This is a genomic window from Myxococcus sp. SDU36 (genome assembly GCF_030168875.1).
GTDB classification, from domain to species: Bacteria; Myxococcota; Myxococcia; order Myxococcales; family Myxococcaceae; genus Myxococcus; species Myxococcus vastator.
The window spans coordinates 2,139,948-2,153,663 of record NZ_CP077414.1 but is presented as its reverse complement, the minus strand read 5'-3'; the positions used below and the strand labels follow the sequence as shown (position 1 = coordinate 2,153,663).

General features: G+C 70.2%; 12 protein-coding genes. 7 read left to right on the top strand and 5 right to left on the bottom strand.

From position 1 onward, the window contains the following. The first annotated feature begins 101 nt into the window (after window positions 1-101). Both KGD87_RS08425 and KGD87_RS08420 read left to right on the top strand, forming a co-directional pair. A complete protein-coding gene (locus KGD87_RS08425) occupies window positions 102-380 on the top strand; it encodes a hypothetical protein (protein WP_284666948.1) in 279 nt (92 codons plus the stop codon). Between the two features lie 40 nt (window positions 381-420). Further along, window positions 421-1,122 (top strand): glutamine amidotransferase-related protein, encoded by a 702-nt coding sequence (locus tag KGD87_RS08420; protein WP_284666947.1) that lies wholly within the window; start codon window positions 421-423, stop codon window positions 1,120-1,122. 223 nt (window positions 1,123-1,345) lie between these two features. On the opposite strand, the gene gspG is transcribed toward KGD87_RS08420, so the two are convergent. Next, window positions 1,346-1,798: a type II secretion system major pseudopilin GspG gene (gene gspG, locus KGD87_RS08415; protein ID WP_284666946.1), complete on the bottom strand. Its 453-nt coding sequence runs from the start codon at window positions 1,796-1,798 to the stop codon at window positions 1,346-1,348. A 543-nt stretch (window positions 1,799-2,341) separates the two neighbouring features. On the opposite strand from gspG, the gene KGD87_RS08410 reads away from it, so the two are divergent. Genes KGD87_RS08410 through KGD87_RS08395 form a run of 4 tightly spaced genes read left to right on the top strand, consistent with a single transcriptional unit; the run spans window position 2,342 to window position 8,655 of the window. Continuing rightward, window positions 2,342-4,705 carry a GMC oxidoreductase gene (locus KGD87_RS08410; RefSeq protein WP_284666945.1) on the top strand — a complete coding sequence of 788 codons (2,364 nt, stop codon included), beginning with the start codon at window positions 2,342-2,344 and terminating at the stop codon, window positions 4,703-4,705. A 12-nt stretch (window positions 4,706-4,717) separates the two neighbouring features. Beyond that, window positions 4,718-6,289, top strand: coding sequence for a GMC family oxidoreductase N-terminal domain-containing protein (locus KGD87_RS08405; protein ID WP_284666944.1), 1,572 nt, complete (start codon window positions 4,718-4,720; stop codon window positions 6,287-6,289). Next, a complete protein-coding gene (locus tag KGD87_RS08400; RefSeq protein ID WP_284666943.1) occupies window positions 6,286-7,329 on the top strand; it encodes an alpha/beta fold hydrolase in 1,044 nt (347 codons plus the stop codon). Before KGD87_RS08405 ends, KGD87_RS08400 begins: the two co-directional genes overlap by 4 nt. A gap of 36 nt (window positions 7,330-7,365) precedes the next feature. After that, on the top strand, window positions 7,366-8,655 hold the full coding sequence (locus KGD87_RS08395) for an Nramp family divalent metal transporter (protein WP_284666942.1): 1,290 nt from the start codon (window positions 7,366-7,368) through the stop codon (window positions 8,653-8,655). A 12-nt stretch (window positions 8,656-8,667) separates the two neighbouring features. Here the strand turns inward: KGD87_RS08395 and KGD87_RS08390 are convergent, their stop codons facing one another. The 3 genes from KGD87_RS08390 to KGD87_RS08380 form a co-directional block, all read right to left on the bottom strand. Then, complete coding sequence (locus tag KGD87_RS08390) at window positions 8,668-9,744, bottom strand: hypothetical protein (protein ID WP_284666941.1); 1,077 nt, start codon at window positions 9,742-9,744, stop codon at window positions 8,668-8,670. An 80-nt stretch (window positions 9,745-9,824) separates the two neighbouring features. Further along, a complete protein-coding gene (locus KGD87_RS08385; protein WP_284666940.1) occupies window positions 9,825-10,379 on the bottom strand; it encodes a DUF2378 family protein in 555 nt (184 codons plus the stop codon). A gap of 126 nt (window positions 10,380-10,505) precedes the next feature. Beyond that, window positions 10,506-11,504 carry a bile acid:sodium symporter family protein gene (locus tag KGD87_RS08380; RefSeq protein WP_284666939.1) on the bottom strand — a complete coding sequence of 333 codons (999 nt, stop codon included), beginning with the start codon at window positions 11,502-11,504 and terminating at the stop codon, window positions 10,506-10,508. 113 nt (window positions 11,505-11,617) lie between these two features. Between KGD87_RS08380 and KGD87_RS08375 the strand changes: the two genes are divergently transcribed. Then, window positions 11,618-12,388 (top strand): 3-hydroxybutyrate dehydrogenase, encoded by a 771-nt coding sequence (locus KGD87_RS08375; RefSeq protein WP_284666938.1) that lies wholly within the window; start codon window positions 11,618-11,620, stop codon window positions 12,386-12,388. Here the strand turns inward: KGD87_RS08375 and KGD87_RS08370 are convergent. Continuing rightward, on the bottom strand, window positions 12,342-13,706 hold the full coding sequence (locus KGD87_RS08370) for an MFS transporter (RefSeq protein ID WP_284666937.1): 1,365 nt from the start codon (window positions 13,704-13,706) through the stop codon (window positions 12,342-12,344). The genes KGD87_RS08375 and KGD87_RS08370 overlap by 47 nt on opposite strands. Window positions 13,707-13,716 lie beyond the last annotated feature (10 nt).

Here is a 13,716-nt window from a genome sequence, read left to right as displayed (position 1 = left end):
GCCGGCCGCGGAGTAGGGCGACGCACGGGCCGTGAATACAGCGCCCGGACGGACGTCGGGAGCAAGCGGGCATCCTGCGCTTGCTCCCGAAAGGTCTTTCGATGCGTACCCGTCTCTGGCCCGCCGTCCTCGCCGTGCTCACCCTGGGTACCGGCGCCTGTGTCGTGGCGCCCCTTCAGAAGGGGTACACCGAGTGCGGAGGGTTCATGGGTGATGACCCCTGCCAGCCGGGGCAGTACTGCGCGGACGCCACCTTCAGCGAGTGCGTGCCGGGTTGTACGAGCGACGTGAACTGCGCCCGCAACCAGGAGTGTGTGAAGGAATCCGGAGAGCAGGTGGGGACCTGCCTCAACATCTGCACGTCGTGCGCATACGATTGAGCCTGCGGGCAGGGCGCCCGCGGCTCGGGAGGTGACGTCGATGCGCGCGGTGGTGTTCCAGCACGAGGAGCACGAAGGGCCCGGCCTGCTGGGGCCGGTGTTGCAGGAGGCGGGCTTCACGCTGGTGAACCGCTTCCGCGCCGTGCGCCGGGAGGACGTGGACGCGGAGCTGCTGGTCGTCATGGGCGGCCGGATGGCCGTCTACGAATCCGAGCAACATCCCTTCCTGCGGCAGGAGCTGGGCATCCTCATGGAGCGGCTCGCCTACGAGCGCCCGTGCCTGGGCTTCTGTCTGGGCGCGCAGCTGCTCGCGGCGGCGGCGGGGGCGGACGTGTTCCCCGGGAAGAATGGCTTCGAGGTGGGCGTGGGCCCGGTGCGATGGACGCCGGAGGCGCAGAAGGACTCCGTGCTGTCCGGTGCCCGTCCGCGCACGGTGGTGGCGCACTGGCACGGTGACTCGTATGCGCCCGTCCCGGACGCCACGCTGCTGGCCTCCACGGACCGGTACACCCAGCAGGCCTTCCGGCTGGGCACGTCCTATGGCTTCCAGTTCCACCTGGAGCTGACCGCCATGGAGATGGGCCGGTGGCTCGACCTGGAGGCGGACAGCCTCCAGCAGCGCGGGAAGAACCTCCAGGAGCTGAAGGCGCAGTTGCCCAGGCTGAAGGCCGCGGAGGCCGACAACACGGAGGTCCTGCACCGTCTGGCGCACCACTTCGCGCGGGTGGCGGCGGGCCGCTGACGCGTCAGGCGCAGGGGCTTCGTGAGGGGAGGCGCTCCGGGCATCATGCAGGGCATGGACCCGGAGAACCCCGTTGTGAAGCTGTGCGCTCAGGGCATGCAGGCGGAAGCCGCCCGCCGTCCGGAGGAGGCACTGCCGTGGACGCGCTCCCCCATGTACCCGAGGGGCCCTACCGGAACGTCGTGGAGCAGGGCCTGGGCGCGGCCATCGCCCGCGTGACGGGCTAACGGCGCCCCTTGGGGCGGCGGGCCGCGCTCGCGGATGGTGACTCCACCTGGGAGGAGATGTCCGCGTCGCTGCCCTCACCCCCTGGGACACCGTCCGCGCCGTACGACAGGATGACAGGGCGGCCGCCATCATTCATGTACACGTAGTCGCGGTTCCACGGGTCCTTTGGCAGGCGCTCCAACGAGCGGGCCTGAAGGAGCTCCTCCAGGCCCGCCTGTGTCTCTGGGAAGCTGCCTGTCTTCAGGTAGTGGAGCTTGAGCCCTGTCTCCAACGTCTTGATGTCCAGGGTGGCGGTCTTCTGCTTGGCCTCCTCCAGGCTCGACATCACGGAGACGCCCACCGCCGCGGCGATGAGGCCGAGGATGGTGATGACGACCATGATTTCAATCAGCGTGAATCCGCGAACGTGACGCCGCCGCGCGTGCAGCTTCTGCTGGGTTGGATTCATTCTTGGGTTTGACCTCGTGTGACGTTGTGTCCGGCGCGCGCGTGCCCGACGTGTCGCCATGTCGTCTGGAACTGGGGCGTTGCACATGCCGGTGGCTGCGTGCGCCTGGCGCAGGGCTTCGATTCCAGGCGCGGACGTTCGCCAGTGCAGTCGCCGTGCCTGACTGGAATGCCTCTACTTCCTCGTGGACAACGACGAGGGCGAGGTCAGCCTGTGGAAGACGGATGGGGCCGCCTCCAACACGCACCAGTTGCGACGCGCGAGTCTTCTTCGCCGCGAATGATGGCTCGGGGGAGCGGCTCGTCGCCGTTTGCGGACAACCAACGGAGCGCCTTTTGCCCACCTTCTGGTGCTGGGAAGCGCTCCATCCCGACCACTTCCTCCGCTGTCAGGCGTGCATGGAGCTCCATCCGCTTCCATCCCGCATTTGATTTCAAGGGGTTGGCCCGCCTCGAAGTGTGGAGGTCGAAGGATCAGACCCTCGTGCGTTAATAGGTCGGCAGTTGAAACCTGCCCAGGGGACGGGTCGCGACGAGGGGGAACATGGCGCCGACGTACGACGCGCTGGTCATTGGCACCGGCTTTGGGGGAGCGGTGGCGGCTTGCCGGCTGGCGCAGGCCGGCTTGTCCGTGCGTGTCCTGGAGCGGGGCCTGCGCTACCCGAAGGGGAGCTTTCCCCGCGACTGGAGCAACCCGCTCAACGGCTGGCTCTGGCGATACAACCAGGGCCTCTTCGACGTGAAGCTGCTACCGGGGATGAGCATCGTCCAGGCCGCGGGCTACGGCGGCGGCTCGCTCATCTACGCCAACGTCCACCTGCGCCCGCCCGCGGAGACCTTCGACACCGACTGGCCCCAGGGCTACAGCCGCGCCGCGTTGGACCCGTACTACGACCTGGTCGCGTACATGCTGGACCTCCAGCCCATCACCGCGTCCGCGCGCGGCCTGCCCACCAAGGCGAAGCGGATGCGGGAGGTCGCGCGCAAGCTCGGCCGCGAACAGCAGTTCTTCTACCCGGACCTCGCCGTGCGCTTCGCCCCCGCTGGCGAGCCGCTGCCCAACAAGTTCGGCGTCGCCCAGGAGGGCTGCAACTACTGCGGCGAGTGTGACATCGGCTGCAACGTCCGCGCGAAGAACACGCTGGACCTCAACTACCTGGCCCTCGCCGAACAGCGGGGCGCGGAGATGACCACCCAGGCGGAGGCCACGCGCATCGAGCCGCTGTCTCCGGCGGGCTATCGCGTCACCTATACCGACCACGCCGCGGGCGGCGCCGAGCGCACCGTGGAGGCCCGCCGCGTGTTCCTGTGCGCCGGCACGGTGAACACCACGGAGCTGCTGCTGCGCTGCCGCGACCAGTGGGGCACGCTCCCGCGCCTCAGCGACCGGCTGGGGTGCCGCTACTCGGCCAACGGCGACTTCCTGGCCTTCGCCTTCGAGACGCGCGAGGTGTGGGACCCCTCCGAAGGCCCCACCATCACCACCAGCCTGGTGGTGGACCAGGGGCAGGGCGCGGACAAGACGTGGTTCCTCTTCCAGGAGGGCGGGCACCCCGGGCAGGCAGCGGGGCTGCTTCAAGTCATCGACATGGGCCGGGACCTCCGTGTCCCCGCGGACCTGCTCCAGAAGGAGCTGATCCGCGCCCTGCGCCGGCGCTCCCGGCCCGAAACCGTCATGGGCAAGGAGCGCGGGCGCTTCCAGGCCGTCTTCCTGGCCATGGGGAGGGACCGCGCCAACGGGCGGCTCGCGCTGCGGCCCCTGACTCGGGACATGGAGGTGCGCTGGGACGTGCCCTCCAACCTGCCGCTGTACCGGACGCAGGAGCAGCTCTGCCAGGACATCGCGCGGGCGCTCGGGGCGCGCGCCGTCTTCAACCCCCTGTGGGATCGGCTGCATATCCCCGTGTCCGTCCACAACCTGGGCGGCTGCGCCATGGCGGAGGAGCCCGCCTACGGCGTCCTGACTCCGGACGGCGAGGTGCACGGCCACCCCGGCCTCTACGTGCTGGATGGCGCCGCGCTGCCGGCGAGCACCGGGGTGAATCCGTCGTCCACCATCGCCGCGGTGGCGGAGCGCAACGTCGAGGCCGCCATCCGTCAGGTGCTGGGGAACCCCACCTGGACCGCCCCCGAGCGCGCCGGGACGGCTATGGGCCCAGCGGCGGCGGAGCCCTTCCGCGCGTCGATGCGGATGAGCCCGAGCGTGGCACCCACGCGGGGGGTGCCAAGGGAGGACCCGATGCGGAGTGTGGTGATTCCAGAGGGAGGCACGGTGCTGTCGCCAACGCCCGTGGTGGGCCTGCGCTTCACCGAGCGGATGCGCGGCTTCATCAACCCCGGCCACCTGCCGGACACGGATTACGCGGGCGCCGAGGAAGAGGGCAAGTCCGAGGGCAGGGTGGCTGAGTTCGTCCTCACCATCACCGTGACCCACCTCGACCGCTTCCTCGCGGAGAAGGCCCATTCGGGCATCGCGCAGGGCACCGTCCACGTCCACGGCCTCACGCCACCTGGCGGCGCGAAGGTGGACCACGGCGTCTTCAACCTCTTCGTGGACACGGACAGCTACTACGAGCGGCGGATGCTCTACCTGCTGCCCTTCACCGGCATGGACGGCCAGCAGTACCTGCTGGATGGCTACAAGCACGTCCGGGACGACGACGGCTTCGACATGTGGTCGGACACGTCCACGCTCTACACCGTCATCCGCCGGGGCAGCGACCGGCAGGCGCCCGCGGTGGCCAGCGGCATCATCCGTCTGGGCATGCCGGACTTCCTCCAGCAGCTCACGACCTTCGCCGTGCTGGGAACGACGTCACCGCTGGCGAAGGCCCATGCCCTGAAGCGTTTTGGAAGCATGTTCATGGGCAACCTCTGGGACGTCTTCGCGCGAACCAAGCTGGAATAGGAGAGGCGCATCGTGGCGAAGGCATCTCGGTACGACGTGGTCGTCGTGGGCTCCGGCTTCGGAGGCTCCATCAGCGCGCTGCGCCTGGCCCAGGCGGGCAAGTCCGTGTTGGTCCTGGAGCGCGGAAAACGCTACCGGCCCGGCGGCTTTCCCCGGGACGTGACGCGCACGGATGAGGTGCTCTGGCGCCATGCCGAGCGGCGCAAGGCGCAGGGCCTCTTCGACGTGCGCTTCCTGTCCGGCATCGGCACGGTGACGGCCAGCGGCGTCGGCGGCGGCTCGCTCATCTACGCCAACGTCCACGTGCGGCCAGACGCCGAGGTGTTCGAAGACCCGCGCTGGCCCCGGGCGTATCGCCGGGAGTCGCTGGAGCCCTACTTCGACAAGGTGGCGCGGGAGCTGCGGCTGAATCCGGTGCCGCCCTCGATTCCGCTGCGCAAGCGAGACCTCTTCCAGCGCGCGGCCCGGGGCATGGGGCGCGAGACGTTCGACCCGCCCGTGGCCGTGGCCTTCTCGGAGCCACTGGGTCCGGGGCGGCGCGTGTGCCAGCTCTGCGCCGAGTGCGAGTTCGGCTGCCAGCACGGCGCGAAGAACACCATGGACCTGACGTACCTGGCGCGGGCGGAGGCGCTGGGGGCGCTGGTCCTGGCGCGCACGCTCGTCTCCCACGTGGAGCCGGTGCGGGAGGGGTACCGCGTCCACTGCCGGGACCTGGTGTCAGGGGAGCGGCACACCGTGGAGGGCTCGCGGGTGGTGCTGGCCGCGGGGACGCTGGGCACGGTGGAGATATTGCTGCGCAGCCGGGACGTGGCGCGGACGCTGCCTCGGGTGAGCCGGCGGCTGGGCCACGGCTATTCGGGCAACGGGGACTTCCTGGCGTCGATGCAGGGCGCGCGCGAGGACCTCCAGCCCTGGGTGGGCCCCGACGTGTCCACGGTGATGCGCTTCACCGACCGTCAGCCGCGCTTCACGCTGGTGAAGGCCACGTTCAACCAGCCCGCCACGGAGGTCCTCGCGGGCCTGGGACAGCCGAGCCTCGGGCGGCTCCAGGGCCTGGGCGCGCCGCTGTGGACCTGCCTGGGGCCCGCCCTCCACGCGGCCCTCAAGAAGGGCCTGCTGAGCCGGCCCCTGCGCGACGACGTGGACGCGGCGCGCACGTCCAATCTCTTCGGCATCGGCCAGGACAACGCCAACGGGCGGATGCACCTGGATGACGGGCAGCTCGACGTGTCGTGGGACTTCGCCGGGGAGAACGCGGAGCTGGTGCGGCGGATGACGGACGCGATGCGGGACCTGGCGGCCCAGTACGGCGCCACCTTCGCGCCGCTGGTCACCTGGCAGCTCTTCAAGCGGCCATTCACGGTGCATTCGCTTGGCGGCGCGCATCTGGCGGAAGCGCCCGAGCGCGGCGTGGTGTCCACCGAGGGAGAGGTCTTCCACCATCCCGGGCTGCACGTGGCGGACGGCTCCGTCATCCCGACCGCCCTCGGCTTCCACCCGGTGATGACCATCAGCGCGGTGGCCGAGCGCATCGCAGAGGCCGTGGTGCACGGTTTCTCATCCCATTCGAGGAGCGCTTCATGAACACGCTGCCTTCCGCCGAGAGGCACGACTTTCCCGCGGGCGACGGCGCTCCGTTGCAGCTCACGCGTTACCAGGGTGGCGCGAAGGGGCCTGTCCTCCTCGTCCATGGCGCGGGGGTGTGGAGCGGCATGTTCATGCTGCCCACGGTGCGGGAGAACTTCGTGCAGCACCTGGTGCGCCACGGCTACGACACCTGGCTGCTGGACTGGCGCGCCAGCGTGGAGCTGCCGCTGCGGCAGTTCACGCTGGATGACGCCGCCCGCCACGACATGCCCGCCGCCGTCCGGCGTGTCCGCGAGCGCACCGGCGCGGACGCCGTGCAGGCGGTGGTGCACTGCGCGGGCTCGGCGACGTTCTTCATGGCGATGGCGGCGGGGCTGCTGCCGGACGTCCAGAGCGTGGTCGCCTCGCAGGTGGCGCTGCACCACATCGTCCCGCCTTCAACGCAGCTCAAGGCGATGCTGCGGCTGCCGGACGTGCTGGACGTCACCCGCGACTACCTGACGCCGGACGAGGACCCGAGCAGCCCCTTGTTCCAGGCGGCGTTCGGCACCTTCGTGGACCTGTTCCGCCATGAATGCGACAGCACCGTCTGCCGCCGGCTGACGTTCATGTACGGGCAGCTCTTCCGACACGCGCGCCTCAACCGGGAGACGCATGACCGGCTCGACGAGCAGTTCGGCCCCTGCAACATGCTGACGTTCCGTCACCTGGCGCAGATGGCGCGCTCGGGCTACGCGGTGGGCTTCGACCATGGCCGGGAGGAGAACCTCCGGCGCTACGGCCGGGAGCGGCCGCCGTCGTACCTGCGCGCCGAGCACCTGAAGCGCCCCATCACCTTCGTGTCCGGAGAGCAGAATGGCACGTACATGCCCGCGTCCACGGAGCTCACCTACGAGTGGCTGCGCGAAGAGAACGGTGAGTCGTACTACCAGCGGAAGGTCCTGGCGGGGTACGGCCACCTGGACACCTTCATGGGAAGCACTGCGTCGCAGGATACGTACCCGGTGATACGCGGCGCGCTGGAGGCCATGGCCTGAGCGGATGAGGCGGGGTACCGTCCCGGTTCCCGCCCCATGGACACCTCCTCTCCTTCAACGGCGCAGTCGCCTGCCGGTGTGCCGCCGGCCGGCCTGGGCTGGATGGCCCGCTTCGGCCCCGGCATGCTCGTCGCGGCCACGGGCGTGGGGGCAGGGGACCTGCTCACCGCGAGCCTGGGGGGCTCCGCGGTGGGGATGGCCATCCTCTGGGCCGCCATCGTCGGCGCGGTGCTGAAGGGCTTCCTCAACGAGGGCATCGCGCGCTGGCAGCTCGCCACGGGCACCACGGTGCTGGAGGGCTGGGCGCGGTTCGGCGCGTGGCTGCGCTACGGCTTCCTCCTCTATCTGCTGGGCTGGAGCTTCTTCACGGGCGGGGCCCTCATCTCCGCCTGCGGCGCCGCGGGCGACGCGCTGTGGCCCTTGTCGAGCGATCCGGACACGTCGCGGCGCATCTGGGGCGTGGTGCATGCGCTCGTGGGGCTGGGGCTGGTGTGGGCCGGGGGCTTCCGCTTCTTCGAGCGGCTGATGGCGGCGTGCATCGGGTTGATGTTCGTCACGGTGATTTTCACGGCCGCGGCCTCGGGACCGGACTGGAGCGCCGCCGCGCGCGGGCTGGTGATTCCGACGATGCCCGAAGGCGGCACCGCCTGGGTGCTGGGCCTGCTGGGCGGCGTGGGCGGCACCGTGACGGTGCTCTCCTACGGCTACTGGATTCGGGAGCGAGGCCGTGAAGGCGCGGGGTGGCTGCGGACGTGTCAGGCCGACCTCGCCATGGGCTACTCGCTGACGGCGCTGTTCGGCATCGCGATGGTCATCATCGGCTCCACCGTGCAGCTCCAGGGCAGCGGCCTCCGGGTGACGACGTTGCTGGCGCAGCGGCTGGGCGACATCATCGGGCCGTTCGGCTACTGGCTCTTCCTGTGGGGCTTCTGGGCCGCCGTGTTCTCCAGCCTGCTGGGCGTCTGGGAGGGCATCCCGTATCTCTTCGCGGACTTCCTGCGCGTCCACCGCCAGGAGCCCGCGCGCGCGGCGCCGCTGCGAAGCACCCGGGCGTGGCGCGGCTACCTCGTGGCGATGGCGGTGGTGCCCCTCCCGCTGCTGTGGGTGCCCCTGCAACGCGCCCAGCTGGCCTACGCGGTGATGGGTGCGTTGTTCATGCCGCTGCTCGCCGCGACGCTGCTGTGGATGAACAACCGGCGTGCGTGGGTGGGGGCGCTGCGCAACGGCTGGCTCGTCAACGCCGCGCTCATCGCCACGCTGCTCCTGTTCCTGGGCGTGGGGGCGAGCGAAGCGCTGGACGCGCTCCGCAAGTTGATGGCGCCCTGAGCGCTCGCGCCGCTACGCGCCTTCGGCCACCGCGGGCGGGGCCTCGCCCGGTGGCTCCGAGACAGACGTCTCATCCCAGCCGATGTAGCGCACGCCCTCCAGGGGCTTGGGCGCGTGGAACTCCAGGGCGCCCACGGTGGAGGTGAGCCGTCCGTCCGGTCTCCACGCCGCGAAGGGATGGGGGCGGGTGAAGCGCTCCAGCGTACAGGTGGCCACGTCGCTCTGCGCCACGTGGACGTCCCAGCCCGTCGGGTCCCGGTAGACGTAGCCCACCAGCGTCTTGGGGTCGCACCACGCGCGGCCCTTCACGGCCACGGTGGCCGAGCGCGCCTGGAAGCACAGCTCCCCCGGCTGAGGCGACCGCAGGCGCGTGAACAGCAAATCCGGGGCCTCGTGGAACCGGTGTTCCCGCTGCGCGGTGCGCAGGTAGATGGGCGACAGCCGGGGACTGAGCGGATGCTGGCGGGAGCGCACGGACAGCACCTCCAGGCGGGCCTCCGGGTCCTCCTGGAAGCGCGGCACGTAGAGCCACGACAGCTCCTCCAGCCGGCGGTGTCCCCACAGGTGCTTCTGCAGCCCCGGCGCGCCCTGGACGTCATACCGGTGCCCATCCACGGTGACTGCGCCGGTGAAGGTGATGTCGTCATGGGCATGGGCCACGTGCGTCGTGAGTGGCAGCAGGTCAGCGCCCCGCGGAGCACGTCGCACCGCCTCCGCGGTCTCCGGCGTGTAGCGCAAATCCCATTCGATGGAGTGGCCTCCCGAAGCGACGCGGCCATGGCTCCGGCCCGGCGCGAGCTCCGCGTCGCCAATCCGGAGGCCGAAGCGGCCAGGCGCCTCGGTGGAGAAGCGGGTGAGGGGATGAATGGCCTTCAATCCCAGCGCGGGCGTGGCGGTGGCGCAGTCGAAGGCCGCCGCCCACAGCATGGCGCGAGGCTCACCGGGCGCCCCCGGCGCGGGCGTGAAGAGCGTGTAGCGGAACCACCAGGCGCGCTCACCCCCAGGGTCGAGCACACACAGGAACCAGATTTCGAAGAAGCCTTGCTGCCCCTTCCAGCGCGGAAGATTGGCGCGCTCGCTCGACGGCATATCGTCCCCCTCACCAACGGCGCCAGGGCGCCATCGCGCCGGCTACCGTCGCAGACGGGCGACCCCCAGGGCAAGCCGCCTCAGCGGCCCGAGTCCTTCCAGGAGACGCGGTACGTGACGCAGTGTTCGTCGAACGCGCGGACCTCCACCGACGCGGCCACGCCGCCAGCGGCCCGGGACATGGCGAGCATGACGCCCTGCTTGAAGTAGCGCAGCATGCCGGGCTCGTTGAGCCAGACCTCGGCCTCCGTCGGTCCCGTCTCCGTGATGCGGACCTCGGTGTAGTTGTTGCTCGTCCGGAAGCCGTGCTGCGCCTTCGACAGCATTCGCCAGGGCCCCAGCAGCTTCATCACCCCGAGCAGGGCGCGGCCCATCAGCGTGTCGCGGTAGCCGTCAATCATCCGCTCGCCGAGCATCCGCCACGCCACCTCGTCGGGCTCGTGGGGGTGCAGCGCCTTCGCCGTCAGCGTGACGCAGCGAATCCACGACTCCAGGGAGTACGCGGGGAGCAGCGGCCGGTCCAGGTCCAGGCCCTCGCTTCGCAACTGCTCCTTGAGCAGGGGCGTCACCCGCCCGGACAGTCCCCGGACGAAGAGCCCTTCCACGATGGGAGGGAAGACGAGTCTTTCGGCCATGGAGTGCATTCCAGCCTGGGCTGTACCGGCCGGGTCAAGCCAGGCCCCTGAGGTTCTGTGCGGCGCTGACATACGTGGGTTGCGCACCTATCACAGTGCCGGTCCGCCGGGGATGCGCACCGAGACCTACGCGGCGGGTTGTCCCACCGGGCGCTTCGCGTAGCGCTCCGCCAGGAGCGAGCACACGAGGAGCTGGGCCTGGTGGTAGAACATCAACGGTAGGACGATGAGCCCCAGGGCGGGACTGGCGCCAAAGAGCAGCCGCGCCATGGGAACGCCCGAGGCCAGTGTCTTCTTCGACCCACAGAAGACCACCGCGATTTCATCCTCCTTGGAGAAGCCCAGCGCCCGAGCCGTCCGCGTGGTCAGCATCAGCACGGTGGCCAGGAGGAGCACCGCGCCCACGAAGGCGATGCCCAGCACCTCCGCGCCGTAGTCGGAGAACAGGCCCGAGGCAATGGAGTCACAGAACGACGAATAGACGAGGACCAGGATGAACACCCGGTCGAAGGCATTCGTGTAGGGCCGGTAGCGGGCGAACCAGCCGCCCACCAACGGGCGCAGCAACTGCCCCAGGGCCAGGGGGAGCAGCAGCAGGGTCGCCAGTTTGAGGACGGCCTGGCCCATGGACAAGGACTGCCCGGTGGCGCTGGCGAACAGGCCGATGATGAGCGGCGTCAGCACGATGCCCAGCAGGCTGGACAGGCTGGCGTTGAAGATGGCGGCGGGGACGTTGCCTCGGGCGGCGCCCGTCATCGCCACCGATGAGGAGATGGTCGACGGCACCGCGCAGAGATAGAGCAGCCCCATCGACAAGTCGGACGGCAGCCAGCGGCCCACCACCACGTCGCCCAGCCACCACAGCAGCGGAAACACCCCGAAGGTGAAGGCCTGGACCACCACGTGGACGCGCCACGTCACCACGCCCGCGCGGAGCTGGGCCGCGGGCAGGCCCAGGCCGTGGAGCAGGAACACCGCGAAGATGCCCACGTCGGCGACGACGTCCGCGTGCATCGGCCCGCCCGACGCGCCGAACCCCGGGAAGAGCGCGGCCAGGAGGACGGCGCCGAGCATCCCCAGCAGGAACCAGTCCCGGGCAAGTCGTTTCACGAGGCGAAGGGGCATGTCCGACTCCCCCTTACTCCGGGCGGCGGCGGACCTCCACCGCGGAGTGCGCGGGGCGGGAGGGTGGAGCCATTGCCGGCGCCAGCGCCTTGCTCCACCATGCGGACATGAACATGAATCCACATTCAGGTCGGTGCGCGCTGGTCACGGGGGCGGCTCACGGAATCGGCCTCGCGGTGGCGGAGGCCCTCACGGCGCAGGGGGTGCGGGTGCTGCTGGCGGACCTGGACGAGGTGGCCGGGGCGGAGGCGGCCAGGCGGCTGACCGGCGCTCGCTTCCAGCGCGCGGACGTGTCCTCGCGCGAGGACTGCCGGGCCCTGGTGGCCACCGCCGAGCGGGAATGGGGGCGCCTGGACATCCTGGTCAACAACGCGGGGGTCCAGCATGTCTCGCCGGTGGAGGACTTCCCGGAGGACCGCTGGGAGCAGCTCCTCCGCATCATGCTGGTGGGGCCCTTCCTGCTGACGCGCTACGCGCTGCCGCTGATGTACGCCCGCGAGTGGGGGCGCATCATCAACATGTCCTCGCTGCACGGCCTGGTGGCGTCGCCCTACAAGTCCGCCTACGTCTCCGCGAAGCACGGCCTCATGGGGCTGACGAAGACGGTGGCGCTGGAGGCCGCGGACAAGGGCGTCACGGTGAACGCCGTCTGTCCCGCCTATGTCCGGACGCCGCTGGTGGAGCGGCAGATCGCCGACCAGGCCCGCGTCCACGGCATCAGCGAGGCGGAGGTCGTGGAGAAGGTCATGCTGGCGCCCGCGGCCGTGAAGCGGCTGCTCGAGCCCTCCGAGGTCGCCGCCTACGTCACCTTCCTGTGCTCGGACGCCGCGGCGGGCATCACTGGGGCGGCGCAGGTGATGGACTGTGGCTGGACGGCGCGCTGAGCGCGTCCGGAGCCGGACTTCCCGGAGGCGCTTCGGTGAGCTGCTCCCGGAACGTCTCCGCGGACAGGTAGACGGACACCAGCGTGATGACGGCCAGCGCGACCATGTAGAGCGACACCGGCCAGGACTGTCCTCCAGACCAGGCGAGCAGCGCGGTGGCAATCACCGGTGACAGGCCGCCCGCGAACACCGACGCCAGCTGATATCCCAACGACGCGCCGCTGTAGCGGACGCGGGTGCCGAAGAGCTCGGAGAAGAAGCTGGCCTGGGGGCCATACATCGCCGCGTGCGCGATGATGCCCAGGACAATGGACAGCCAGATGAGCGCCGTGGCCTTCGTGTCGATGAGCCAGAAGAAGGGGAAGGCCATCAGCGCGCAGCCCACGGCCCCCGCCAGGTACACGGGGCGGCGCCCGAAGCGGTCCGACGCGGCGCCGAAGAGGGGAATCGCCACCAGGTGGACCGCCGTGGCCACCAGCACGCCGTTGAGCAGCGTGGAGCGGGGCAGGCCCAGGCGCTCGGTGCCGTAGGAGAGGACGAACGTGGTGATGATGTAGAAGAAGCCGTTCTCCGCGAAGCGCGCGCCCATGGCCAGGAGGATCTGCTTCGGGTACGTGCGCAGCGCCTCCAGCACCGGGAGGCCGGGCGGATGTGGCTCCTGCTGGCGCTGCTGGAAGACAGGGGACTCCGCCACGCGCAGGCGGATGAACACGCCCATGCCAATCAGCACCGCGCTGAGCAGGAAGGGGACGCGCCAGCCCCAGGCGAGGAACTGCGCCTCCGGGAGCTGGGAGAACACGGAGAACACCGCCGTGGCGACGAGCAGCCCCGCGGGGGCCCCCATCTGCGGCCAGCTCCCGTAGAAGCCGCGGCGGTGGGCGGGCGCGTGCTCCACGGCCATCAGCACCGCGCCGCCCCATTCGCCCCCCAGCCCGAAGCCCTGGACCAGCCGCAACAGCACGAGCAGGGCGGGGGCCCAGAAGCCCACGGCGTCGTAGGTGGGCAGCAGCCCCACGGCGAAGGTGGCCACGCCCATCAACATCAGGGTGGCGCTCAGCATGGCCTTGCGGCCAATCCGGTCGCCGTAGTGGCCAAACACCACGCCGCCCAGAGGCCGGGCGATGAAGCCCACGGCGAAGGTGCCGAAGGCGGCCAGCGTGCCTGTCAGCGGATCGAAGGAGGGGAAGAAGAGGCGGTTGAAGACGAGCGCCGCCGCTGTTCCATAGAGGAAGAAGTCGTACCACTCGATGGCGGTGCCAATGAAGCTGGCCACCGCCACCTTGAAGATGGAGTCCTGCGTCCCCTGTGTCCCAGCCATGCCTTCCCCT